The sequence below is a fragment of the Micromonospora sonchi genome, from assembly GCF_014646235.1.
In the GTDB taxonomy this organism is placed as follows: domain Bacteria; phylum Actinomycetota; class Actinomycetes; order Mycobacteriales; family Micromonosporaceae; genus Micromonospora; species Micromonospora sonchi.
The window spans coordinates 86,935-110,702 of sequence record NZ_BMNB01000002.1 but is presented as its reverse complement, the minus strand read 5'-3'; the positions used below and the strand labels follow the sequence as shown (position 1 = coordinate 110,702).

Annotated in this window: 17 protein-coding genes; 9 read left to right on the top strand and 8 right to left on the bottom strand. The window is 73.4% G+C overall.

The features are described from left to right. Nucleotides 1–5: 5 nt before the first annotated feature. The 3 genes from lnt (at nucleotide 6) to IEY61_RS02670 (ending at nucleotide 3,204) form a co-directional block, all read left to right on the top strand. On the top strand, nucleotides 6–1,715 hold the full coding sequence (gene lnt, locus IEY61_RS02680; RefSeq protein ID WP_373293090.1) for an apolipoprotein N-acyltransferase: 1,710 nt from the start codon (nucleotides 6–8) through the stop codon (nucleotides 1,713–1,715). A 44-nt stretch (nucleotides 1,716–1,759) separates the two neighbouring features. Beyond that, nucleotides 1,760–2,554 (top strand): polyprenol monophosphomannose synthase, encoded by a 795-nt coding sequence (locus IEY61_RS02675; RefSeq protein ID WP_189040613.1) that lies wholly within the window; start codon nucleotides 1,760–1,762, stop codon nucleotides 2,552–2,554. A gap of 89 nt (nucleotides 2,555–2,643) precedes the next feature. Next, nucleotides 2,644–3,204, top strand: a complete 561-nt coding sequence (locus IEY61_RS02670; protein ID WP_189040612.1) for an FxsA family protein — start codon at nucleotides 2,644–2,646, stop codon at nucleotides 3,202–3,204. A 73-nt stretch (nucleotides 3,205–3,277) separates the two neighbouring features. Here the strand turns inward: IEY61_RS02670 and IEY61_RS02665 are convergent, their stop codons facing one another. The 7 genes from IEY61_RS02665 to IEY61_RS02635 all read right to left on the bottom strand — a co-directional run bounded on the left by IEY61_RS02665 (nucleotide 3,278) and on the right by IEY61_RS02635 (nucleotide 13,150). Beyond that, entirely contained in the window at nucleotides 3,278–3,619 is a 342-nt protein-coding gene (locus IEY61_RS02665; RefSeq protein WP_091240230.1) for an RNA polymerase-binding protein RbpA, read from the bottom strand. A 224-nt stretch (nucleotides 3,620–3,843) separates the two neighbouring features. Then, a complete protein-coding gene (locus tag IEY61_RS02660; RefSeq protein ID WP_189040611.1) occupies nucleotides 3,844–4,437 on the bottom strand; it encodes a pyridoxamine 5'-phosphate oxidase family protein in 594 nt (197 codons plus the stop codon). A gap of 56 nt (nucleotides 4,438–4,493) precedes the next feature. Next, nucleotides 4,494–5,633: a coiled-coil domain-containing protein gene (locus tag IEY61_RS02655; RefSeq protein WP_189040610.1), complete on the bottom strand. Its 1,140-nt coding sequence runs from the start codon at nucleotides 5,631–5,633 to the stop codon at nucleotides 4,494–4,496. A 29-nt stretch (nucleotides 5,634–5,662) separates the two neighbouring features. Continuing rightward, complete coding sequence (locus IEY61_RS02650; protein WP_189040609.1) at nucleotides 5,663–6,706, bottom strand: LacI family DNA-binding transcriptional regulator; 1,044 nt, start codon at nucleotides 6,704–6,706, stop codon at nucleotides 5,663–5,665. Beyond that, entirely contained in the window at nucleotides 6,703–9,132 is a 2,430-nt protein-coding gene (locus IEY61_RS02645; RefSeq protein WP_189040608.1) for a beta-glucosidase family protein, read from the bottom strand. The genes IEY61_RS02650 and IEY61_RS02645 overlap by 4 nt, the downstream gene beginning before the upstream one ends. A gap of 199 nt (nucleotides 9,133–9,331) precedes the next feature. After that, nucleotides 9,332–10,555 (bottom strand): ROK family transcriptional regulator, encoded by a 1,224-nt coding sequence (locus IEY61_RS02640; RefSeq protein WP_229705633.1) that lies wholly within the window; start codon nucleotides 10,553–10,555, stop codon nucleotides 9,332–9,334. A 246-nt stretch (nucleotides 10,556–10,801) separates the two neighbouring features. Further along, nucleotides 10,802–13,150, bottom strand: coding sequence for a TIM-barrel domain-containing protein (locus tag IEY61_RS02635; RefSeq protein WP_189040606.1), 2,349 nt, complete (start codon nucleotides 13,148–13,150; stop codon nucleotides 10,802–10,804). Between the two features lie 163 nt (nucleotides 13,151–13,313). On the opposite strand from IEY61_RS02635, the gene IEY61_RS02630 reads away from it, so the two are divergent. Next, on the top strand, nucleotides 13,314–15,368 hold the full coding sequence (locus tag IEY61_RS02630; protein ID WP_189040605.1) for a beta-galactosidase: 2,055 nt from the start codon (nucleotides 13,314–13,316) through the stop codon (nucleotides 15,366–15,368). A gap of 6 nt (nucleotides 15,369–15,374) precedes the next feature. On the opposite strand, the gene IEY61_RS02625 is transcribed toward IEY61_RS02630, so the two are convergent. Continuing rightward, a complete protein-coding gene (locus IEY61_RS02625) occupies nucleotides 15,375–16,028 on the bottom strand; it encodes a LysE family translocator (protein ID WP_189040604.1) in 654 nt (217 codons plus the stop codon). A gap of 131 nt (nucleotides 16,029–16,159) precedes the next feature. Here IEY61_RS02625 and IEY61_RS02620 point away from each other — a divergent pair, with 131 nt between their 5' ends. The 5 genes from IEY61_RS02620 (at nucleotide 16,160) to IEY61_RS02600 (ending at nucleotide 23,484) form a co-directional block, all read left to right on the top strand. Beyond that, a complete protein-coding gene (locus IEY61_RS02620) occupies nucleotides 16,160–16,630 on the top strand; it encodes a DnaJ family domain-containing protein (RefSeq protein WP_189040603.1) in 471 nt (156 codons plus the stop codon). A gap of 256 nt (nucleotides 16,631–16,886) precedes the next feature. Next, a complete protein-coding gene (locus tag IEY61_RS02615; RefSeq protein ID WP_189040602.1) occupies nucleotides 16,887–17,720 on the top strand; it encodes a nitroreductase/quinone reductase family protein in 834 nt (277 codons plus the stop codon). 267 nt (nucleotides 17,721–17,987) lie between these two features. Next, a complete protein-coding gene (locus IEY61_RS02610; RefSeq protein WP_229705632.1) occupies nucleotides 17,988–20,897 on the top strand; it encodes an AfsR/SARP family transcriptional regulator in 2,910 nt (969 codons plus the stop codon). A gap of 158 nt (nucleotides 20,898–21,055) precedes the next feature. Next, nucleotides 21,056–22,258: an MFS transporter gene (locus tag IEY61_RS02605; RefSeq protein WP_189040601.1), complete on the top strand. Its 1,203-nt coding sequence runs from the start codon at nucleotides 21,056–21,058 to the stop codon at nucleotides 22,256–22,258. Between the two features lie 2 nt (nucleotides 22,259–22,260). Continuing rightward, a complete protein-coding gene (locus IEY61_RS02600; RefSeq protein ID WP_229705631.1) occupies nucleotides 22,261–23,484 on the top strand; it encodes an ATP-grasp domain-containing protein in 1,224 nt (407 codons plus the stop codon). Nucleotides 23,485–23,768 lie beyond the last annotated feature (284 nt).

The window sequence follows — 23,768 nt, the reverse complement described above, 5'->3', positions numbered from 1 at the left end:
CCCCGATTTCATGTTCCGGGGCGGGTGCGGTCGGGTTGACCGGTGGACGCCGCCGGTGGGCGGGTAGCCTTCGGCGCGTGATCGCGCCTGACTCGCCCGTGGCGACCGTGGACCGGCCCGCCGGCATCTCGCCGCGGCGTCCTGAGCCGGCCCCACAGCCGGTGCGTCTGCCGGTGGCGGTGGCCATGGCGGTGGCGGCCGGGCTGGCGCTGTTGGTGGCGTTCCCGCCGTACGGGTGGTGGCCGATGGCGCCGGTGGGGGTGGCGCTGCTGGCGGCGGCTGCGCACCGGCGGCGGCTGCGCGCCGGCGCCGGTTTGGGCTTTCTGACCGGTGTGGTGCTGTTCGCGCCGTTGCTGGCGTGGACGAATCTGCACACCGGTTATCTGCCGTGGGTGTTGCTGTCGCTGTTGCAGGCCGGCTATCTGGCGGTGCTGGGCGCGGCCACGGCCTGGGTGTCGCCGTTGGCCGAGCGGGTTGCGGCGGTGTGGCCGGTGGTGACCGGTGTGTTGTGGGTGGGGCAGGAGGCGTTGCGTGGCCGCACCCCGTTCGGGGGGTTTCCGTGGGGCCGGCTGGCGTTCGGTCAGGACGGGTCGCCGCTGCTGCGGCTGGCGGCGCTGGGCGGCGCCCCGCTGGTCACGTTCGCGGTGGCGGTGACCGGCGGGCTGCTGGTGGCCGGTGTCTGGTGGCTGCTGCGGGCGCGCCGGGACGCCGCCGTCGGCCGGCGCTGGTGGGTGCCGGTGGCCGGCTGCGCCGCGGCGGTCGTGGCGGTGGCCGGCGGTGGGCTGGTGGTGCCGGTGGGCACGGCGGGTTCCGGCCGGAGCGTGACGGTGGCCATCGTGCAGGGCAACGTGCCGCGGCTCGGGCTGGACTTCAACGCCCAGCGGCAGGCGGTGCTCGACAATCACGTCGACGCCACGATCGCGTTGGCCGGTGAGGTCGCCGACGGCACCCGGCCGCGACCGGACCTGGTGGTGTGGCCGGAGAACTCCAGCGACATCGACCCGTTGCGCAACCCGGCCGCCGGGGCCCGGATCTCGGCCGCCGCCGACGCGGTGGGTGTGCCGATCCTGGTCGGGGCGGTGCTGGCCGGTCCGGGTCAGGGGCAGGTGCGCAACGTGGGGCTGTTGTGGCGTCCGGGCGTCGGCCCGGACCTGGAGCAGTTGTACGTCAAGCGGCATCCGGTGCCGTTCGCCGAGTATGTGCCGCTGCGCCGCATCGCCCGGATGGTCAGCGACCAGGTCGATCGGGTGCGGGCGGATTTCGTGGCCGGCACCGAAGCGGGTGTGCTGCGTACTCCGGCGGTGGTGCTGGGTGACGTGATCTGTTTCGAGGTCGCCTACGACGGGCTGGTCCGCGACACGGTCGTCGGCGGGGCGCAGCTTTTGGTGGTGCAGACCAACAACGCCACGTTCGACGTGGCCGAGGCGCGTCAGCAGTTGGCCATGGTGCGGTTGCGGGCGGTGGAGCACGGCCGGTCGGCGTTGATGGCCTCCACGGTCGGGGTGTCCGGGTTCGTCACCGCCGACGGGCGGGTAAGCGACGCCACCGGGTTCAACACCCGCGCGGTGGTGGTGCGGCAGCTGCCGCTGACCGAGGGGCGCACGCTGGCCACCCGGGTCGGGGTGCTGCCGGAGGTGCTGCTGGCCGGGCTGGGTGTGGTTGCGCTGGTCGGTGCGGCCGTGCTGCGCCGCCGCGCGGGCGTCGGGTCCGGCTAGGGTCCGCCGGCTCGGCCCACGGCCGGCACGAGAGGGGGGCGGCGGTGGCGCAGGGCAGCGGCACGGCGGTGCCCGGGGTGGGGCGGGTCCTGGTGGTGATCCCGACCTACAACGAGGCCGACAACGTCGAGGTGATCGTGCGGCGGGTGCGCCGGGCCGCGCCGCAGGTGGAGATCCTCGTCGCCGACGACAACAGCCCCGACGGCACCGGTGCGCGCGCCGCGGAACTCGCCCGTGCCGATGCGCGGGTGCATGTGCTGCACCGCGGCGGCAAGCAGGGTCTCGGGGCGGCGTACCTGGCGGGGTTCGCGTGGGCGCGGCAGCGCGGCTACGACGCGGTGGTGGAGATGGACGCCGACGGTTCCCACGCTCCGGAGGACCTGCCGGCTCTGCTGAGCGCTGCCCGCGACGCCGATGTGGTGATCGGGTCGCGGTGGGCCCGTGGCGCCCGGCTGCTCAACTGGCCGTTGCGGCGGCTGGTGTTGTCGCGGTGCGCCAACCTGTACGCGCGTCTGGCGTTGGGGATGCCGGTGGCCGACGCGACCGGCGGTTACCGGGTCTACCGGGTGGGGGTGTTGGACCGGATGGATCTGGGGTCGGTGTGTTCGCAGGGCTACTCGTTCCAGGTGGAGTTGTCCCGGTTGGCGCATCGGGCCGGGGCGCGGATCGTGGAGGTGCCGATCACCTTCGCCGAGCGGGAACGCGGCGCCAGCAAGATGAGCCCGTTGATCGTGGCGGAGGCGCTGTGGCGGGTCACCGGCTGGGCGGTACGCGACCGAGGTGCGGCGGTGCGGCGCGGCTGGCGCGAGGCCACCCTCGGGCGGGCGCGGTGGCCCTGAGGGGGTCCGTGTCATGCTGGGCGTGGGTAGACGGTGGCGTCCGTCGGGCGTGCCGGGACGACGAGGCGCCGTGAGGCGGATGGGGTGATATGCGCCGGACACTGAAGTTCGTACCGTTGGTCCTGCTGCTGTCCGTGGCCGCGGAACTGGCCGTGTTCGTGGTGGTGGGTCGCAGCGTCGGCTTCGGCGTGGCGACGCTGCTGGTGTTCGCGGCCTCGCTGCTCGGGCTGGTGCTGCTGCGCCGTGAGGGGGTCCGGGCGTGGCGGGGGTTCCGGGAGGCGGCGCGCTCCGGCCGGCCGCCGGGCCGCGAGGTGACCGAGGGGCTGGTGGGCCTGCTCGGCGCGTTGTTGCTGGCCGCCCCGGGTCTGGTCAGCGCGGTGGTGGGAGTGGTGTTGCTGGTGCCGCCGGTGCGTCGGTTGGCCCGGGTCGGGATGCAGCGTTCCGCCGAGCGTCGGATGTCGTCGATGGCCGCTGGTGACCTGTTCGGGCCGCGTCGGGTGCGGGTGTACCGGGGTGCGCCGCAGGAGCCCGCGGGGCCGCCGTTCGAGCCGGCCGCCGGCTCGGGGCAGCCCGTCGAGGCGGCGGAGCCGCCGGTGGTGGACGGCGGCGGGGCCATCGAGGGTGAGATCGTGGAGCCGCGTAACCGCTGAGGCGAGGCCGCGACCGGAAGAAGACACGACGACGCCCCCGGGAGTTCTCCCGGGGGCGTCGTGTCGGTACGGGTCAGGCGCGACCGCGGCGGGTGCGGACCTCCTGCAGCCGCTCGGCGAGGATGTCCTCCAGTTCGGCGATGGAGCGCCGCTCCAGCAGCATGTCCCAGTGGGTGCGCGGCGGCTTGGCCTTCTTCTGCTCCGGCTCGGTGCCGTCGACCAGCCGGGCGACGCTGCCGTCGAATTTGCATTCCCAGGTGCTGGGCACCTCGGCGTCGACAGCGAACGGCACCTCGAACTGGTGTCCCTTGGCGCACAGGTACTCGCGGGTCTGCCGCGGTGCGAGCTCCGTGTTGCGGTCGGACTCGTAGCTGACCGCGCCCAGCCGGCTACCGCGCAGCATACGCTCGCCCATGATCGACTTCCCCTCTTCGGTGGTGCTGGTCCTGTCGGTACAACGGTCCGTGCCCGCCCGGCCATTCCCGCGGCCCTGCCACGGCGGCGTTCGCGCGCTGTCAACGGTAGCCGGCCACGGCGTACGCCCGGCCGGTCGGCACGGCGGACCGTCGCCGCCAGCGGGAATGGTAGCCGGTCCGGTGGCCGCGGCGGGCATGCCGTCGGCGTAAACCCGCCGCGTCGTCAGGTGAGGTGTGGGGTCGGCGGCAACGGCAACGGCAGCCCGGGCAGGCCGTCGAGGCTGCGCGCCACGTGGTCCTTGCCGGTGAAGTAGGCGCTCAGCGAGGCGTCGTCCTCGCGGGCGAAGCGCCGCGCGTGCAGGTCCCGGTCGGCGTCGTAGGTCATGAACGGCACCGCGTAGCCGCAGGTGTCGCGGATCAGTTCGGCGTGCACGACGATGACCGCCCGCAGCCCGTGGGCGGTGGGGTCGATGTCCGGGAAGCGGGCCACCAGGGCGGGGAAGCGGGCATCGTCGCGGAACACCGCCTCGCCGCGGCCGTGCACCCGCACGATGTTCGGCGGGCCGGAGAAGGCGCACCACATCAGCGTGATCCGGCCGTTCTCCCGCAGGTGGGCGATGGTTTCGGCGTTGCTGCCGGCGAAGTCCAGGTAGGCCACGGTGTGCTCGTCGAGCACCGCGAGGCTGCCGCGCAGGCCTTTCGGGGAGAGGTTGATGGTGCCGTCACCGGTCAGCGGGGCGGTCGCGGTGAAGAAGATCGGCTGCGCCTCGATGAAGGTGCGTAGCCGGCCGTCGATGCGTTCGTGTGTCTTGCCCATGCCGCCATCATCGCCCGCCCCGCCATCCCCGCCATCCCCGGCCTCGGCCACCGCGATCATGCGGTTGTGGGCGGGGTTTCGCCCGCTGAGTCCGTCTTGTGGGGCCGCATTGTGGAGCGGGTCAGGGCGGTGGCGAGGTCGGCGACCTGGCCGGCCAGTTGGGCCACCCGTTGCCGAGCATCGTCGCGATCCGATTCGGTCGCGTGCAGGCGCGCCGTCAGCTCGCCGTGCCGGTGTTCGGCGGCGGCCAGGCCCGCGTGCGCCGTGTCGAGGTCGGCCCGCGCGGCGGCCAGTTGCGCGGCGGCCTGCCGCGCCGTCGCCTGGGCCCGGTCGTGCGCGGCGGCGGCCAGCGCCCGCGTGCGCTCGAGCTCCGCCTCGAGCGCCGCCACCTGGGACCGGGCCTGGTCGGCGGCGGCGCGGGACTCGGCGAGTTGCGCCTGTGCCTGGTCGGCGGCGGTGCGCCACCGGGCCGTCTCCGCCCGCTGCTGGTCGGCCTCGGCGGCGGTACGGGCGACGTCGGCGCGGGCCGTGTCGCGTTCGGCGGTCAGCTCGGCGCACCGGCGGCGTTCGGCCTCCAGCTCGGCCTCCAGCTCGGCCTGCAGCGTCGCCGAGCGGCTGCGGGCCTGATCCCGGTCGGTGTCGGCCTGCGCCCGTAGGGCCTCGGCGGCGGCGGCGGTGCGCCGCGCCTCGTCCCGGTCCGCTTCGGCCTGCCGGGCGCGCTCGTCGGCGGCCTCGGCCCGCGATCCGGCGCGGGTGGCGTCGGCGCGGGCCGTGTCGCGTTCGGTGAACGCGGCGGCGGTCTCCTTGTGGGCCCGGGCCGCGGCGGCGGTGGCGTCCTCGGCCTGGCGGCGGGCCTCGTCGCGTCCGGTCTGCGCCGCCGCCACCGCCGTGGCCGCCTCCGCCCGGATCTGGGCGAGCTGATGCTCCACGCCGGCGGGGGACAGTTCGGCGTGCAGCGCCTCGGTCAGGGTCGTCACGATCTGGTCGAGCCGGTCCACCGCCTCCCAGGTGCGGGCGACCTGGCCGGGCAGGCCGGGGGCGTTGCGGTGGCGCATCCGGCTGTTGCGGGAGGCCCGCTGGCAGGCGCCGTCGTTGTCCCGGCAGTAGCGGAACGGACGGCCGGCGCCGGCGCGTTGCGGCACGTCGCGTCCGCAGTGGGCGCAGGGACGGGTGTCGGTGGCGGGCTGGGCGTCCATCGAACGCGCAGTCTAGTCGGCGGCCGGGATCACCCCGCCGTCGCGACGGCGGCCGTGCTGTCGCCCACGGTCAACCGGGGTGGCAGGAGCGTGACCTCCGGCGTCGGCTCGTCGCCCAGCTTGCGCATCAGCAGCGACACGGCCTGCCGGCCGATGTCCTCGGCCGGCACCGGCACGCGGGTGAGCCGAGGGCTGGCGTGTTCGGCGAACTGGTCCGGGCAGACCGCCACCACCGACACGTCGTGCGGTATCCGCCGGCCCAGCGCCGCCAGCGCCGCCTGCACCGGCCCGACCGCCGCCTCGTTCTGCACCACCAGCCCGGTGGTGTCGGGGTGGCGCGCGAACAGGTCGACCACCCGGCGGTGCACCTCGGCGGCGTTCTCCTCACACGGCAGCGCCACCGCGTCGACGCGGTGGCGGGCGGCGGCGGCCAGCACACCGGCGCGGGTGCGGTGCGCGAAGCCGGTGCCGCGGTCGTAGACGGCCGCCGGTGCGCCGAGCAGCGCCACCCGCCGGTGGCCGTGCGTCACCAGGTGCTCCACGCAGACCTGACCGGCCCGGTGGAAGTCCAGGTCCACACAGGTCAGCCCGCGGCTCTCGGCGGGCAGGCCGATGAGCACGCTGGGCCGGCCGAGGGTGCGCAGCAGCGGAACCCGCCCGTCGTGCAGCTCCACGTCCATCACCAGCAGCCCGTCGACCAGGGCGCCGGCGGCGATGCGGTGCAGCCCCGCCGGCCCCTCGTCTGAGGTGAGCAGCAGCACGTCGTGGTCGTGGCGGCGGGCGGAGGTCACCACGGCCGTGGCGAACTGCATCACCACCGGCACCTGGATGCCCGAGCGCAGCGGCAGCACCAGCGCGATCACGTTGGCCCGCCGGCTGGCCAGGGCGCGGGCCCCGGCGTTGGGGTGGTAGCCGAGCAGTCGGATGCTGGCCAGCACCCGGTTGCGGGTCAGTTCGGAGATGGCGCGTTTGCCGCTGAGCACGTACGACACGGTGCTCACCGCGACGCCGGCGTGCCGGGCCACGTCGGCGATGGTGGGCTGGCCGGACGGCACGCGGCCGCGCCCGCTCACCGGGCCCCGCTGGCGGTGTGCAGCCGCGGCCGCCGCTGCACGGGTTCGCCGCGTACGGTCACGGCGCCGACCTGCCGCACGTCGGTCGCGGACCGTCCGACCAGCACGGTGTGGGTGGCGTCCTCCACCACCAGGGCGCCTCGGTCGCTGTCCCACCAGGCCAGTTCGGTGGTGTCCAGCCGCAGCGTGACGGTCTGCCGCTCGCCGGGGGCGAGGGTGATCCGGGCGAAGTCACGCAGCTGCCGCAGGGGCTGCTTGACCCGGGAGCGGCGCTGCCGGGTGTACAGCTGCACCACCTCCGCGCCGGTCCGGTCGCCGGTGTTGGTGACCTCCACGCTCACCTCGACCTGCTCGCCGGCGGCCACCACGGGCGCGCTGAGCCGCAGCCCGGAGTACTCGAAGCGGGTGTAGGACAGTCCGTGCCCGAACGGGTACAGCGGATCGCCCCGGTAGTACAGGTAGGTGGAGTCCGCGCCGATCACGTCGTAGTCGAGCAGGTCGGGCAGTTCGGCGGCGTCGGTGTACCAGGTCTGGGTGAGCCGGCCGCCCGGCTCGGCGTCGCCGAGCAGCACCTCGGCCAGCGCGGCGCCGTGTTCCTGGCCGCCGTGCGCCGACCACAGCACCGCCGGCAGGTGCTTCTGCGCCCAGCCGATGGCGTACGGGTAGCTGCTGGTCACCACCAGCACGGTGCGCGGGTTGGCGGCGTGCACGGCGCGTAGCATCGCCTCCTGCCGGGCCGGCAGGGCCAGGTCGATGCGGTCCTCGGTCTCGCGGCCGCCCACCATCGGGTGGTTGCCCAGCGTCACCACCGCCACGTCGGCGGCGGCGGCCAGCGCGGCGGCCTCGGCCGCGCCGTCGGCGATCAGGTCGATGGCGAAGGCGGTGCCGTCCCCGTCGACCCGCAGCCGGCCGTCGTCGTCGACGGTGACGTACCGGTCGGTGGCCAGGTGGCGCAGCAGCACGGTGCCGTCGGGCAGCGGATCGAACTGGAAGGTTTCCCGGACCACCCAGCCGCCGGGCCCGGGACGGTCGTTGACCAGGGTGCCGTCGTCGGCGGCGCCGACGTGCCGGCCGTTGCCGACGGCGCGCAGCGCCACCGTGTCGCGGCCCCAGTCGTGGACGTCGAACCAGGCGGGGTCCGCGCCGACGGTCAACGCTCCGCCGTCGGGGTCGTCGGGGCAGCCGACGTACCCCTCGGCCACGCGCAGCGCGATGCGGTCGGCGCCCGGATGGGTGGTGACCTGCGGCAGTCGTTCGGCCAGCGCCTGGTAGGTGGTCACCGCGTACGGCAGGGTGCCGCTGTACCAGTCCTCGTACACCACGTCGGCCAGCGGGCCGAGCACGGCGACCCGCGGCTGCGCGGGCAGAGGCAGCAGCCCGGTGTTGTGCAGCAGCACGACGGACTGGCGGGCCGCTTCCCGGGCCAGTTCGCGGTGCGCCGGGCAGTCGATGATCTCCGGTGTGGTCTGCGCGTACGGGTCGGTGTGCGGCGGGTCCAGGTCGCCCAGGCGCAGCCGGAGGGTGAGGACGCGGCGTGCCGCGCGGTCCACGTCGTCGGCGGTGATCAGGCCGCGGCGCAGTGCCTCGGTCAGGCGCGCCACGGTGGGTCCACTGTCGGCGTCGTCCTCGGTGAAGCTGTCGATGCCGGCGCGCAGGGCGGCGGCGAAGCCGCTGACGTGGTCGGGCAGGTGGCCCTGCACGTCGGCGATGTTGCTGATCGCGCCCGCGTCGCCGACGACCAGCACCTCGTCGGGGGCCCATCGGCGCAGCTCTGCGTTGATCAGTGGGCTCAGGTGCGCCGGCACCCCGTCGACCAGGTTGTAGGAGGCCATCGCGGCGATCGCCGCGCCGGCGGCGAGGGGGGCGCGGAACGCCGGCAGTTCGTACTCGTGCAGCACCCGCGGCGGCAGGTTACTGGAGGTGGTGGCCCGGTCGGTCTCGTTGTTGTAGCCCAGGAAGTGTTTGACGGTGGGGGCGGTGCGCAGCCGTTCGGGATGGTCGCCGCGCAGGCCGTGGGCGTATGCGGTGGCCAGCCGGCCGGTCAGCCACGGGTCCTCGGACCAGCCTTCCTCGTTGCGTCCCCAGCGCGGGTCGCGCAGCGGGTTGACCACCGGCGCCCACACGTTGAGCCCGACCCGGTCGGGGTCGGCGTGGTGCTTGGCGCGTACCTCGTCGCCGGCGGCGGCGCCGACGGCGCGCACCAGGTCGGGGTTCCAGCTGCTGGCCAGGCCGATCACCTGGGGGAACACGGTGGCCCGGCCGAGCCAGGCGACACCGTGCAGCGCTTCGGTGCCGGTCCGGAAGCCGGGCAGGGCCAGCCGGGGCACCGCCGCCTGCCACTGGTGCAGCAGGCCGATCTTCTCGGGGAGGGTGAGCTGGGCCAGCAGGTCCTCGACCCGGGGGTGGGGTGTGGTGTGGTCGGTCATGGTGAGTCGCCTTCCGGCGCCCGGCGCGCCGAGTGTCGAAGCGCTTCGACGACGGATGGCCGAGCAGCGTCGCAGGTCATGGTGGGGTGGCGGTCGTCGGCCCGGACGCTGGCGAAGCGCTTCGACACACCGCGGAAAGCAAGCCGCCCCGGGTGCCCGAACGGGGCGGCTCGATTCGAGGTTGGCACCCCGGAACCGGTCAGGTCAAGGCTGGCGGCCGGCCGGCCTCGACGGTGGCCAGTGCGGCGGTCGCACCGCCCAGCGCCGCCGCGGTGGTCAGGGTGGAGGCGTCCAGCTGGCAGCCACCGGCGTGGGGGGCGTGGCTGCGCGCGGCCAGCTCCGAGCGGGCCGCCGGCAGCAGCCAGGGCGCCAGGGTGGCGAGGTGGTCGCCCAGCACCACCACCTGCGGGTTGAGCAGGTCGGCCAGGATCGCCGCGCCGCGCCCGACCTGCCGGCCGGTCTCGGCGAGCCCGCCCAGCACCGTCGGGTCGCCCTGCCGGGCCAGCGCCACGATCCGCGTCAGCTCCGGCAGGTAGTCGGTGAGCGGGTTGTCGTCGTCGGCGGTGTCGGGCAGCAGCCGGCGCACCACGGCGGGCAGCCCGACCAGCGCGGTGAGGCAGCCGCGGCGCCCGCAGCGGCAGGGCGGGCCGGTCGGGTCGAGGCACAGGTGGGAGATCTCGCCGGCGAAGCCGCGCCCGCCGCGCAGCAGCCGGCCGGCGGCGATGATCCCCGCGCCGACGGTGATTCCGCCGGTCAGGTGCACCAGGTCGGTGCTGCCGGCGTACGTGCCGTGTCGCTGCTCGGCCAGGGCGGCGAGGTTGGCGACGGTGTCGACGCCGACGGCGAAGGACGGCTGCCGCAGAGCGGCGCGCAGGTCGGCCGCGACGGGCACGTCCCGCCAGCCCAGGGCGGTGGCCAGCGGCACCGCGCCGGTCGGGTCGACCAGCCCCGGCACGCCCACGGTCAGCCCCAGCACGGTGCGGCCCTGCGCGCTGACGCGCCCGATCGCGCGGCGGGTCAGCGCGGCCAGCGCGCGCATCGTCTCGGTGGGCGGGGCCGCGGCGGCGGCGAAGGCGCGCCGCCAGGTGAGCAGCCGGTTGCCGCCCAGGTCGATCGCCACGGCGACCAGTTCGTCCGCGCTGATCTGCAGGCCCAGGGCGGCGTACGGTTCGCCGTCGAGCACCAGCATCGTCGCCGGCCGGCCGACCCGGTTCTCCGTCAGCCCGGTCTCGCGGACCAGCCGCTGGTCGATCAGCTCGCTGACCAGGCTGGAGACGGTCGCTTTGTTGAGCCCGGTCCGCGCGGCGATGTCCGCCCGGGAGCAGGGGGCGTGCAGGCGGACGTGGCGCAGGACCACCGCGCGGTTGGCGACCCGGACGTCGCCGAGGTCGGTCGGCTGCGGTTCGTTGTGGATGCTGATCACGATCTGCCCGCTCCCTGCGTCGCCGGCGCGGCGCGCCTTCATCATCGCGTGCGGCGGCGGGACCGATCATGGTGCCCGGCGCTTCACCGCGACCCGGTCCTCGGCGGCCAGTCGCGCCCTGTCCTGCGGGGCGGTGATTCGGCTGGACCCCCAACTAATCCTAACCGGGCATTCCCGCCGCGCAAACCCGTCGGTGACGGCCTGCCGTGCGGCGCCGACCGCGTCGCCGGCGCCGCACAGGGTCGTTCAGGCCGCGTCGGGGAACAGTCCCGTCGATGCTGAGGTGCTCACCACCTCACCGTTGATCAGCGACCGGGCCGGCCGGTCGGCCTCGTCGACCCCGGCGAGGACCAGCTGCCCCACCCGCAGCGGTCCACGCGTGCGGATCCGCAGCTGCGCGCCGTCGCGGACCGCCTCGATGACCGTGTCGCCGTCGACGTCGTGCACCACCGTGGTCCCGTCGACGGCTCCCCAGCTGATCAGGGTGACCTCGCCGAACGGGCCGTCACCCACCGTGTCGCCGCCGGTCACCAGCGGCAGCAGCGCGCCGTGGCGCACGTACACCGGCGCCCGGGACAGCGGCACGGCGACCCTCAGGTGCTGTCCGCCGGCGTACCGCTCGCCGGTGGCCGCGTCGATCCAGTCGTCGCCGACGGGCAGGTAGACGTCGCGCCGACCGGACGGGTCGATCACCGGCGCGACCAGCAGGTCGGTGCCGAGTCGGTACTGCAGGTCGGTGGTCCAGGCCGTCGGGTCGTGCGGGGTGTCGACCAGCAGGGCCCGCATCATCGGTACGCCGGTTCGCGCGGCCCGCACCGCTTGCGACCACAGGTACGGCAGCAGCCGGTAACGCAGCCGCAGCGCGGCCACCACGTGCCGTTCCGCCTCGGGCGGAAAGTCCCAGGGCAGCCGGCTGCTGGTGCCGTGCAGCCGGACCAGCGGCGACAACGCCCCGAACTGCGACCAGCGTACGTAGAGCTCCGGCTCGGGAACGCCGTGGAACCCGCCGGTGTCGTGGCTCCAGAACGGCACCCCGGACAGGCCGTGGGACAGGCCGCCGCGCAGCGTGCTGGCCAGCGCCGGCCAGGTGGCGTTGACGTCGCCGCTCCACTGCGCGCTGTGCCGCTGCCCGCCCAGGTACGACGAGCGGGCCCACACCGTCCGGTGGCCGGCCACCTCCTCGGTGACCCGGGCGACCACGTCGTTGAACATCAGGGCGTACACGTTGTGCAGCTCGAGGCCGGTCATCCCGTTGTCGGCCACGGCGTCGGCCGGCACCCCCTCGGCGAAGTCGGTCTTGAACACCGCCACCCCCTGCTCCAGCAGGGACCGCAGCAGTGAGCTGAACCACTGCACGGCGGCCGGGTTGGTGAAGTCCACGATGCCCGAGGCCGGGTGGGTGCCGTGCCAGACGTCGGCGACGTACGTGCCGCCGTCGGGGCGGCGCAGGAAGTAGCCGGCGCGCTCGGCGTCGGCGTACAGCGGGCTGTCGGTCATCAGGTACGGGTTCATCCACAGGCAGACCCGGAAGCCCTGGTCGGCCAGGGTGCGCAGCATCGCGGTCGGGTCCGGGAACGCCTCGGCGTCCCAGCGCAGGTCCGACCAGGCGCCGGCCACCTGCCAGTAGCAGTCCAGGTGCAGCACGTCGCAGGGGATGCCCCGCTGCCGGATCCGGCGGGCCCGCTCCAGCACCTGCTGCTGACTGTCGGGGTAGAAGCCGGAGGAGACCCAGGTGCCGAAGGCCCACCGGGGCGGCAGGTACGGGCGGCCGGTGAGCAGGTTCAGCCGGTCCAGCACCTGCGCCGGGGTCGGCCCGGCCAGCACGTAGTAGTCGAGCAGGTCGTCGGGGACCAGGATCTGCACCGCGCTGTGGGTGGACTGGCAGACGTCGAACTGCACCGGCAGTCCGCTGTCGACCAGCAGGCCGTAGCCGCGGTTGGACAGGTAGAACGGGATGTTCTTGTGGGACCGGTCGGACTCGCTGCCGAAGGCGTCGAAGTTCCACATCAGGGCCCGCTGGCCGCGCTTGTCCAGCGGGGTGAACTTTTCGCCGAAGCCGACGAACCGTTCGTCGCCGGGGGCGAGGAAGCTCTCGTGCCAGGCGACGCGGACTCCGTCGGCCGTGGAGCGCCCGAACGGCAGGGTACGCCGCCGGCCGCTGATGTCGCTCGTGCCCGGATCCTGCTCGACGAGCACGGCGCCGTCGGCGCGCAGGAACCGGATCCGCCACGGGTCGAGGGTGATCTCGGCGACGACCGGGCCGGCGGCCACCCGTACCTGCCGGTCGTCGACGGTGACCGTGGCCGGGTAGGGCTGGGGGTGCACCAGCGCCACGGCGCGGGCGGAGCGGCTGCGGGCCTGCGGGTCCTCGGCCAGCCGTACCCTGATCACTCCTTCGCCGGCCGCGTCGACGCGCACCACCATGGTCGCGCCGTCGGCCAGCGCGGCCTTGAACGTCGCGCCGTGCGGGTCGGTGCCGGTGACCTCGGCCCGGCTCACCACGGCCGGGCCGTCCTCGCCGGGGGCCCGCACGGGCAGGTCGGGCGGGTCGGCGACGAAGGTCTCGTACGGCACCAACGGCGGTCGGTACGGCATGGGCGTCTCCTCGACGAGGTCTTCCGGCGGTGCCGACAGTTTCTTTAACTCACCAACGAACTGTCAACGAGGGGCATCGATTCCGAAAGTATCGGCGGCGTTGACATGGGTAAAGCCCGTACCTAGTTTGGTCAGGACTTCAACTAAATGGGGCGGTGGTGGCATGTGGACCGACGGCCGGCTCTGCTACGGCGGGGACTACAACCCGGAGCAGTGGCCGGCACGGGTGTGGGCCGAGGACGTCGCGCTGATGCGCCGGGCCCGGGTCAACCTGGTCACCGTCGGGGTGTTCGCCTGGTCCCGCCTGGAACCGACGCCCGGCCGGTACACCTTCGACTGGCTCGACCAGGTGCTCGACCTGCTGCACGACGGCGGCATCCGGGTAGCGCTGGCCACCCCCACGGCGTCCCCGCCGCCCTGGTTCTCGGCGGCGCACCCGGACGCCCTGCCGGTCACCGCCGACGGGATCCGGCTGCACCACGGCAGCCGGGACACCTACTGCGCCGCCGCGCCCGCCTACCGCGCCGCCGCCCGACGCATCGCCGCCGCCCTCGCCGACCGGTACGCCCACCACCCGGCCCTCGCCGGCTGGCGCGTGCACAACGAGTACGGCACCACCTGCCACTGCCCGCACGCCGCGACCGCGTTCCGCCGCTGGCTGGTCGCCCACCACGGCGACCTGGCCAGCCTCAACGACGCCTGGGTGACCAGCTTCTGGAGCCAGCACTACACCGATTGGGCGCAGATCGGTACCCCCCGGGCCACCCAGTACCTGGCCAACCCCGGTCACCTGCTGGACTTCCGTCGATTCTGGTCGGACACCCTGCGCGGCGCGTACGCCGAGCAGCGCGACCTGCTGCGCGCGGCCAACCCGCGGCTGCCGGTCACCACCAACTTCGTGCTCGGCGACTGGGTGCCGGTCGACCACGCCCGCTGGGCCGCCGAGGTGGATCTGGTCGCCGTGGACCACTACCCGTCGGCGGTGGACATCGGCGCGGAGGAGCAGACCGCGCTGGTCGGCGACCTGGCCCGGGGCTGGGCCCGGCACGGCGCCACCCGCCGCCGCGACCCGGCGGCACCCGGCACCGGCCCGACGCCGGCTGCTGACCGCGCCGACGCGTCGGCGCCGGTCTGGCTGTTGATGGAGAGCGCCCCCAACCAGATCCACACCGCCGGGCGGATGCACACCAAGGAACCCGGACGGATGCTGCGGCACAGCCTCGCCCACGTCGCCCGCGGCTCACACGGGGCGATGTTCTTCCAGTGGCGGGCCCCCACCGGCGGCGCCGAACGCTTCCACTCCGCCCTGGTGCCGCACGCCGGCCCGGACAGCCGGGTGTTCCGCGAGGCCGTCGCGCTCGGCGCGGCGTTGGCGCGGCTCGCCGAGGTACGCGGAGCCGTCGAGGCGTCCGTGGCGCTCGCCGTCGACGCCGCCAGCGGCTGGGCACTACGCCATCCCGGCCTGCCCTCCCGCCACCTCGACCACCACGAGGAGGCCGCCGCCGCCCACCGGGGACTGTGGCACGCCGGCTACGGCTGCGACGTGGTCGTGCCCGGCGACCCCCTCGACGGGTACCGCCTGCTCGTGCTGCCCGCCCTCTACCTGGCCGACGACGCCACCGCCGGCTGGATTCGCGCCTACGTGCACGGCGGCGGTCACCTGCTGGCCACGTATCTGAGCGGGGCCGCCGACGAACACGCCCGGGTACGCCTCGGCGGCTACCCGGGCGCGTTACGCGACGTGCTCGGCGTGCGGGCCGAGGAGTTCCACCCGCTGGCCGACGACGAGCAGGTCGACCTCTCCGACGGCGGCACCGGGCGGATCTGGGCCGAGACGCTGCGCCCGGCCGGGGCGCAGGTGGTCACCGCGTACGCCGGTGGGCTGCTCGACGGCGCACCCGCCGTCACCCGGCACCGATACGGCGCCGGAACCGCGTGGTACCTGTCCACCCGACCCGACGAACACACGTACCGCCGGCTGCTGGCCGCCGCGGCGCGCACCGCCGGCGTCGGACCGGTCTGCCCCGGCGCGCCCGACGGCGTGGAGGCGGTCCGCCGCCGCGCCGGGCACCGCAGCTGGCTGTTCCTGCTCAACCACACCGACCGGGAACACCGCGTCGCCGCGCGGGGCGTGGAGCTGCTCACCGGGGCATGCGTCGACGAGGCGGTGACCCTGCCGCCCGGCGGCGTCGCCGTGCTGCGCGAGCAGACCGGGTGACCCGCGTCAGCCGGTGGCGGCCACGGCGGCGCGGGACCGGTCGGCGGCGATCCGCACCGCCAGCGCGGCCAGCACCGTGCCCATCAGCAGCCGCTGCACCCGCAGCCACAGCGGTCGCCGGGTCAGGAACCCGGCGATGCCACCGGCGGTCAGCACGATCAGCGCGTTCACCGTCAACGCCACCGCGATCTGGGTCAGCCCCAGCAGCAGGCTCTGCACCGCCACGTTGCCCCGCGTCGGGTCGATGAACTGCGGCAGCAGCGACACGTACAGGATCGCGATCTTCGGGTTGAGCAGGTTGGTGACCAGGCCCATGGCGAACAGCCGCCGGGCCGGATCCGGTGGCAGCGGCGCCGGGGTGAACGGCGAGTGCCCGCCGGGACGGATCGCCTGCCAGGCCAGCCACAGCAGGTACGCCGCCCCGGCCAGCTTCACCGCCGTGTACAGCGCCGGCACCAGCACGAACACGGTGGCGATGCCGGCCACCGCGGCGCCCAGGTAGACCGCGAAGCCGGCGGCGACCCCCAACAGCGAGATCAACCCGGCCCGCCGCCCCTGGGTCACCGACCGCGACACCAGGTAGACCATGTTCGGCCCCGGCGTCAGCACCAGCCCGAGCGCGACCAACGCGATCCCGACGACGCCTGCCGTACTCACCATGTCTGTGCCCCCCGTCGGCGCGTTCTCGTTCTCCGCGAGCCTACGGCAGCGGGGAACGCCCGCGGCGGCCGGTGACGCTCTGCTCCGGGTAAGCGTCGGTCGCGTTACGGTGGCCCCGGGAGGTGGGTGAGGTGCACAGCTGGGAGGCGTCGGTCGAGGCGCAGATCCGATCGGCTCAGCAACGCGGTGAGTTCGACAACCTGCCCGGCGCCGGCAAGCCGATTCCCGGCCGAGGCCTGCCCTACGACGAGTCCTGGTGGATCAAGAGTTTCCTGGAGCGTGAGCAGGTGCCCGATGACCTGCTGCTGCCCACCCCGCTGCTGCTGCGCCGCCGCATCGAGCGCCTGCCCGCCGAGGTCCGCGAGCTGCCGACCGAGCAGGCCGTACGGGCCTGCGTCGCCGAACTGAACGCGCAGGTGCTGGCGTGGCTGCGCAACCCGTCCGGCCCCCGGGTCGCGGTGCGTCCGGTCAACGCCGACACCGTCGTCGCGCGCTGGCGGGCCGACCGGGGCGCCACCACCACCGCGCCGTCGGCGCCCGCCACGCCGTCACCGACGCCCCGGCGTGGGTGGTTTCCATTTCGTCGCCGCCGCACCGTCTGATGTTGTCGCGCCGGCAGCGGCGCGACTAAGGTCCATCGGGTGACTGCCGGGTCGGCCATGGGCCACGAGTGGACGGAACACCCGGCCCGCCGGTGAGCCGGGCCCGGGCCCGCGGCCCGCCGCTTTCTGCCATCTCCTGCGCGCCTGCACCAGGCGCCTGCTGCTGTTCTCCCGCGCGTTGTCTGCAGCGCGCTGCTCGCCGTGGCCACCGGCGTCCTTCACCGTGGCCGACTCCTGCCACCGCAGAAAGCAGAGCATGCCGAACGACTTCAACCAGCAGATCATCGACGAGTTCCGGGCCAACGCCGGCCGGGTGGGCGGCCCGTTCGAGGGGGCACGCCTGATCCTGCTCACCACCACCGGGGCTCGCACCGGCACCAGGCACACCACCCCGGTCGCCTACCTGCCCGACGGCGGCCAGCGGATCCTGGTGATCGCCTCCGCCGCCGGCGCCGACCGGCACCCGCAGTGGTACCACAACCTGGTCGCCGACCCGCAGGTCACCGTCGAGGACGGGACGTTCACCTATCCGGCCCGCGCCGAGGTGCTCACCGGCGCCGAACGCGACCGGCTCTTCGCCCGCGCGGTGGAGGCCGACCCCGGCTGGGCCGACTACCAGGCGAGGACATCCCGGGTCATCCCGGTGGTGGCCCTCTACGAGCAGGCCGGCGGGCCACCCGAGGCGTCCTCGTGGGGCGCGGCGCTGAAAATGGTCCACGACGCGTTCCGCCGGGAGCTGGCCATGATCCGGGCCGAGGTCGACCGCTCCGGTCCCGGCATCGGCGCGCAGCTGCGGGTGAACTGCCTGACGGTGTGCGGCGGCCTGGAGGCGCATCACCGCCACGAGGACGACGGCATGTTCGCCGGCATCGGCGCGCAGCGCCCGGACCTGGCGCCGGTGCTGGACCGACTGCGGGGGGAGCATCGGCGGGTCGCCGAGCTGGTGGCGCAACTCCAGCAGACGGTCAACGCCGAAAGCGCCGACCGAGATCAGGTCCGCGCGCAGGTCGCCCGGCTCGTCGCCGACCTGGAGGCGCACCTGGCGTACGAGGAGGAGCAGCTGATCCCGGTGCTCGACGGCGTCGGCTGACGCCGCTGCCGGCGGGCGGACGGTGTTGCTCCGTCCGCCCGCCGGCCCCCCGTCCAACCCGTGGCCCCGGCGTTCGTGCTGCCCGGTGAAATCAGCATCCGGCCTCAGCCCTTCGCAAAGCTTGCGTAGACCTTGAATTCGCAGATCAGCGTGGGCAGCAGAGGCCGATTCCAGTCGATGTCGATTGTGTCCGTCCGCTCGTTCGTGGCGTGCGGGCCGCTACCGGATACCCCTTGTGCGAACCTTGTGGAAAGCTTGAGTCCGCTGGTGGGCGGCAGCAGCGGGCAGCGAGGGTTCATGGTCGTGCAGTTCAGGCTGCTGGGAAATGTCGAGGCGCAGGCCGACGACAATGCGATCGACCTCGGCCACGTCCGTCAGCGATGTGTGCTCGCGGTGCTGCTGGTCGAGGCGAACAAGGTCGTCCATACCGATCAGTTGCTCGACCGGGTGTGGATGGACCGGCCACCGCAGCGGGCACACGGCACGCTCTACAGCTACCTGTCCCGGCTACGGCGCGCGCTGAGCGGCGCGGACGATGTCGGCATCGTGCGGCAGCAGGGCGGTTACCTGTTGAACGTCGATCCCATGGCGGTGGATCTGCACCGTTTCCAGGCGCTGGTCGCGCGTGCCCGGCTCACCGCCGACGACGACGAGGCGCTGCGGCAGTTCGACGAGGCGCTCGGCCTGTGGCGGGGTGAGCCGTTCGCGGGCCTGGACACGCCCTGGTTCAACACGTCGCGTACCGCACTGCACCAGGCGCGGCTGGCCGCCGAGCGTGACCGGACCGACATCGCCCTGCGGCGTGGGCAGCATTCCTCGCTGCTGTCCGAACTGTCGCGTGGGGTGGCCGAACAGCCGTTGGACGAGCGGCTCACCGGCCAACTCATGTTGGCGCTGTCCCGTTCGGGCCGGCAGGCCGAGGCCCTCGACCAGTACCAGCGGATCCGTCACCGCCTGGCCGACGTGTTGGGCGTCGACCCCGGCGCCGACCTGCAGGAGCTGCATCTGCGGATCCTGCACGGCGATCGCGAGTTCGCCGCCTCGGCCGTGCCCGCGGACGGGCCGGGCACCGGCCGTACGCCCCGGCAGTTGCCGCCGCCACCGGCGAACTTCGCCGGCCGGGTCCGAGAGTTGGCGGCCCTGACCGACGCGGTCGACCGGCAGGTCGCCACGGGGGGCGGGGTCACCATCTCGGCTGTCGGCGGGATGGGTGGGATCGGCAAGACCTGGCTGGCGTTGCGGTGGGCCCACGACAACCTGGACCGGTTCCCCGACGGGCAGTTGTACGTGAACCTGCGGGGCTTCGAGCCCGCCGGGGCGGCGATGCCACCGGCGGTGGCGCTACGCGGCTTCCTCGACGCTCTCGGTGTGCCGCCCGGATCCGTACCCGCGGACCTGGACGCGCAGGCCAGCATGTACCGCGGCATGGTGTCCGGTCGGCGGATGCTGATCGTGCTCGACAACGCTCGCGACGCCGAGCAGGTGCGCCCGCTGTTGCCCGGCGTCCCCGGATGCGCCGTGGTGGTGACCAGCCGCCAGCAGCTGTCCGGTCTGGTGGCGGTCGAGGGGGCCCGCCCGGTCACGCTCGACCTGCTCACCGCCGCCGAGGCCCGCGAGTTGCTGGCGAGCCGACTCAGCGGCAGCCGGGTGGCGGCCGAGCCGGCGTCGGTGCAGGGGATCGTCGAGCGGTGTTCCGGGCTGCCGCTGGCGCTGGCGATCGTGGCGGCCCGCGCGTCAGCCCAACCCGGGTTCCCGCTCGCCGCGCTGGACCGGGAACTGGCCGAGTTGCAGGGCAGCCTGGACGGCTTCGCCGGCGGCGGGGATCCGGCCACTGATCTGCGGTCGGTGTTCTCCTGGTCGTACCGGGCGCTCGGCGAGCCGGCGGCGCAACTGTTCCGCCTGCTCGGGCTGCATCCCGGGCCGGACATCTCGGTGCGGGCCGCGGCCAGCCTCGCCGCCCTGCCGGAGCGGCAGGTGCGTCCCGTCCTCGGCGAACTGCACCGGATGCAACTGTTGGTCGAGCGGGTCCCCGGCAGATACACCTGCCACGACCTGTTGCGGGCGTACGCGACGGAGCTGGTCGAGTCGGAGCCCGCCGACGTACGCCGCGCCGCGTTGCACCGGATGCTGGACCACTACCTGCACAGCGCCTGCTCCGCCGACGCCCGGCTGTCCCCCCTGCGGGACCAACTCGGGTTGCCGCCGGCCGAGGCGGGCGTACGGCCGGAGGCACCAGCCGAGCACGCGCCGGCATTGGCCTGGTTCACCGAGGAAGCTCCGGTGCTCATGCGGGTGGTCGAACTGGCTGCCCGGCACGGCTTCGACCGGCATGTCCGGCAGCTGGCGTGGGCGCTGACCACCTTTTTCAGCCGGCGGGGCTACTGGGCGGACCTGATCGCCGTACAGGAGCGCGCGTTGGCCGCCGCCGAGCGCGACGGTGACCGGGCGGCGCAGGCCCAGGCGCATCTCAACATCGTCCCCGCCTACACCGAGACCGGCCGGTTCGAGCTGGCCCGGGCTCATTTGGAGCGCGCCCTGGCGCTGCTGGACGAGCTCGCCGACCGGGTCGGCCAGGCACACACCCTGCTGACGCTGAGCTGGTTGAGCGAGAAGGACGGCGACCAGGCGGCCGCGCTGCACCACGACGAGCGGGCGCTGCGGCTCTTCCGCGACCACGGGCACCAGGCGGGGGAGGCTCGGGCACTCAACGCGCTCGGCTGGGACCACGCCATGCTCGGCGAGTACCAGGAGGCGGTGCGCTACTGCCAGCAGGCGGTTGCCCTGCAACGCCGCCTGGGTGACCTGACCGGCGAGGCGAACAGCTGGGACACGCTCGGCTACGCCCATCACCATCTCGGCCACTACCGGTGGGCCGCCCGCTGTTACGGCCGGGCGTTGAAACTCAGCCGCGAACTCGGCCACCGCTACAACGAGGCGGAGGCGCTGCGGCACCTCGGCGACACCCGCCAGGCCCTCGGCGACCATGAGGCCGCCGCCCGCTGCTGGCGGCACGCCCTGCAGATCCTCACCGAGATAGCGCACCCGGAGGCTCAGCAACTGCGGGACAAGCTCGCTGCGCCCCAGGCGAGGGTCACCATTCGGCGCAGCGCCTCGAACGGCGCGGTCGCCGCGCGGCCCCGCGGCCGCGTCACGGCTGTCCGGTGGACAGCGCGTTGAACGCCCCGCCGACGCATGGTCGTCTTTGCGGGTGGACCGGCGCTGGCATGCCCTGCGATACTTTCGGGCGATCGGGGAGATGCCGATACCGGCACCGAATCGTCGTGTAGGGACGTCCTTTGCGGGGAGAATTGATCACGGCCGAAGACCGTGCGGGGATGACGCCTGTACGTGTGAGCGTGCCGGTCGTTTTCGACTATCTGCTGTCCCACCTGGGATTCTTCGCGGTTCTCCCGGTCCTGCCGCCGTTGCTGGGACGTCTGCTCCCGGATGCAGGTCCCTGGTTCATCGGGGCGGCGCTGTTCGCTTTCAACTTCGCGGTACGCGGCGCGTCGCTGTTCTGTGCGACCGTACTGCACCACGTTCCTGTTCGCCGTGCCATGATTTCCGGGCTGCTGATGGCGGCATTCGGGTTCGCTCTGCTGCCGGTCATGCCGGGCCGCCTCGGCATCGTGGGCTGCCTGCTCCTCGCCGGCACCGGCATCAGCACCAACGGGCTCATGGCTCGGGTGTACGTCGCGATGTCCCTGGAGAACGCGGCCGCGCGCAACACGGTGTTCTCGGCGATCCAGGTCGCGGTCAACGTGTCCGCGGCGCTCGGGCCGATCCTGGCGAACATCATGCTCGGGCGTGACATGTACACGCCGCTGCTGCTGGTGGCGGCCGGGATGTACGTGCTGGCGGCCATGGCGGTTGCGCTTCTCGTACCGGCGGGAATGCGACCGAGGGACGGAGATGTGCGTCCCCCGCTGCGCCTTGGTCTGCTCCGCGCCGTGGTGGCCGATCCACACGTGCGGCGCGTCTCGTTGATAACCGCGGTGGGTGGGTTCCTGTACGCGCAGTTCTTCAGCGCGATCGCGCTGCACGTCGTCCATGTGACGGAATCCGTCGGGTTGCGGGCTGGTTTTTTCACCGCCAACGCGGTGTTCGTCGTACTGCTCCAGGTGCCTGTTTCCGCATATGTGGCCCGTCGCATGACCACGGGAACATCGTCGGTCCGCTTCCTGACCGTCGGTGTGATGATCTTCGGTGCGGCGTTCGCGGTGATGGCGTTCGGTGGCGCGGCGGTGATCGGCGTGTTCGCGGTGGTGGCGGTGTTCTCGCTGGCCGAAACCTTCTTCACGCCAACGGTCAACACCGCGTTCAGCGAGATTCCCGGTGGCCGTCCGGTCGTGGAGTTGTTCAACCTTCGACAGGTCGCCGCCACCGCTGGCGAGTCGATCGGCGCCTTCTGCGGTGGTGCTCTGTTCGCCACCGCCATGCAACACCACCTGCAGCCGGTGTATTGGGGCGCCGTCGCCGTCTTCGGCGTTCTCGCCGCTGTGCCCTACCTGCGCCACCCCGCACGGAGGACCGCCTGATCATGCGATTACTTCTGATCGGTTACAACGACGGCGTGCTCGCGGCCCTGGACCGTGTGCAGCCGGCCATCGGCGTCGTCGTACTCGAGGAGCAGGATCTCTGGGAGAGCAAAGGCTTGGCGACGAAGGCAAGCAGGCATCCCTGCCTTGCCGACGTTGTGTTCGGCCGGTACCAGCAGGACGACCAGTTCCTCGACGTCGTCATGGGACTGGACGGCATCGACGCGGTCGCACCAGGTCTGGAGTACGCGGTGACGGCTGCTGCCCGCGCGGCCGACCTCCTCGCCCTGCCGGGGGCCGGACGTGCTGCGGCGCAGATCCTCCGGGACAAGATCTCGCTTCGTCAGGTCACCTCGGGGGCGGGCATGCCGAGCCCGGGGTTCCGCGAGATCGGCTCGGCGGCCGACATCGCGGACTTCGCCCGTGGACGCCCATGCGTCGTGAAGCCGGCGAACAGGCAGGCGAGTCTCGGCGTGGTGCTGCTCGACGCCGGCGCCGACGTGGCTGCGGCTTGGCGTGAGTGCTCGCAGGCGGATGAAGGTAACCAGGTGGCGAAGCGGCCGATGACGTGGCGCTACCTGGTTGAGGATCGGCTGTACGGCCCGGAGCTCAGCACGGAGTGCCTCGTCGCCGACGGACGGGTCGTGTTCGTCAACGTGACCGCAAAGAGGACCGCCGCCGGACCGCACCCGGTCGAGTTGGGCCACGTCGTGCCGGCGCCCGCCGCCGACTGCGGTGATCTGGCGTCGTGGCGGCAGGCTGCGGAGCAGCTGGTGCGCGCCGTCGGCTTCGACACCGGGATCCTGCACGCGGAATGGGTACGCGCCGGAGACAAGATCTTTCTCATCGAGTGCGCCGGCCGGCCACCCGGCGACAAGATTCTGGATCTGATCGACCTCGCCTACGGCACCAACCTCACCGAGCTGTGGGTCTGGTTGCTGGCCGGCCGGGAGATACGGCCTCCCGTCGAACCGGCCGGTGCGGCGGCAATCCGTTTCGTCACGGCGGAACCCGGTCTGATCGACACCATCGAGGGAGTGGCTTCGGCGCAGAACGAGCCGGGGGTACGACGGGTCGATCTGCTGCGCCGCCCGGGTGACCGGCTGGCCGATCTACGGTCCTCGTGGGACCGGGTTGGTTCGGTGATCGCCACCGGTGGCACACCAGAGGAGGCCGAGGAGCGTGCCCGCACGGCAGCCGGCAGGGTGCAGGTGGTTCCCGCGTAGTGCTCCGGTAGCCAGTGGTCGGGTCCGTCGATGGTGGCGGGCAGGCAGGTCACGGCCCGGTGCGCGAACCGCGCCAGCCCCGAGTTAATTTATTATCACAATTACGACAGTCTACAGCAGACAAACGGTACGGCCGGCGCCCAGGTATGCGAGTAACATCGACATCCGCAGCTACCTGGTTGGCGCCGCTCCGGCGCCGACCAGGTCGACGAACTGCCAACTTCCCGATCGAGCAATCGCGGCTGGAGCACCAGCCAGATCATGTCACGTGCTTTTGAGACCTG

Coding starts and splice junctions, on each gene's coding strand:
- IEY61_RS02670 (WP_189040612.1), top strand. CDS start 2,644: ATGCGCCGGACACTGAAGTTCGTACCGTTGGTCCTGCTGCTGTCCGTG.
- IEY61_RS02665 (WP_091240230.1), bottom strand. CDS start 3,619: ATGGGCGAGCGTATGCTGCGCGGTAGCCGGCTGGGCGCGGTCAGCTAC.
- IEY61_RS02660 (WP_189040611.1), bottom strand. CDS start 4,437: ATGGGCAAGACACACGAACGCATCGACGGCCGGCTACGCACCTTCATC.
- IEY61_RS02655 (WP_189040610.1), bottom strand. CDS start 5,633: ATGGACGCCCAGCCCGCCACCGACACCCGTCCCTGCGCCCACTGCGGA.
- IEY61_RS02645 (WP_189040608.1), bottom strand. CDS start 9,132: ATGACCGACCACACCACACCCCACCCCCGGGTCGAGGACCTGCTGGCC.
- IEY61_RS02635 (WP_189040606.1), bottom strand. CDS start 13,150: ATGCCGTACCGACCGCCGTTGGTGCCGTACGAGACCTTCGTCGCCGAC.
- IEY61_RS02630 (WP_189040605.1), top strand. CDS start 13,314: ATGTGGACCGACGGCCGGCTCTGCTACGGCGGGGACTACAACCCGGAG.
- IEY61_RS02625 (WP_189040604.1), bottom strand. CDS start 16,028: ATGGTGAGTACGGCAGGCGTCGTCGGGATCGCGTTGGTCGCGCTCGGG.
- IEY61_RS02615 (WP_189040602.1), top strand. CDS start 16,887: ATGCCGAACGACTTCAACCAGCAGATCATCGACGAGTTCCGGGCCAAC.
- IEY61_RS02605 (WP_189040601.1), top strand. CDS start 21,056: ATGACGCCTGTACGTGTGAGCGTGCCGGTCGTTTTCGACTATCTGCTG.
- IEY61_RS02600 (WP_229705631.1), top strand. CDS start 22,261: ATGCGATTACTTCTGATCGGTTACAACGACGGCGTGCTCGCGGCCCTG.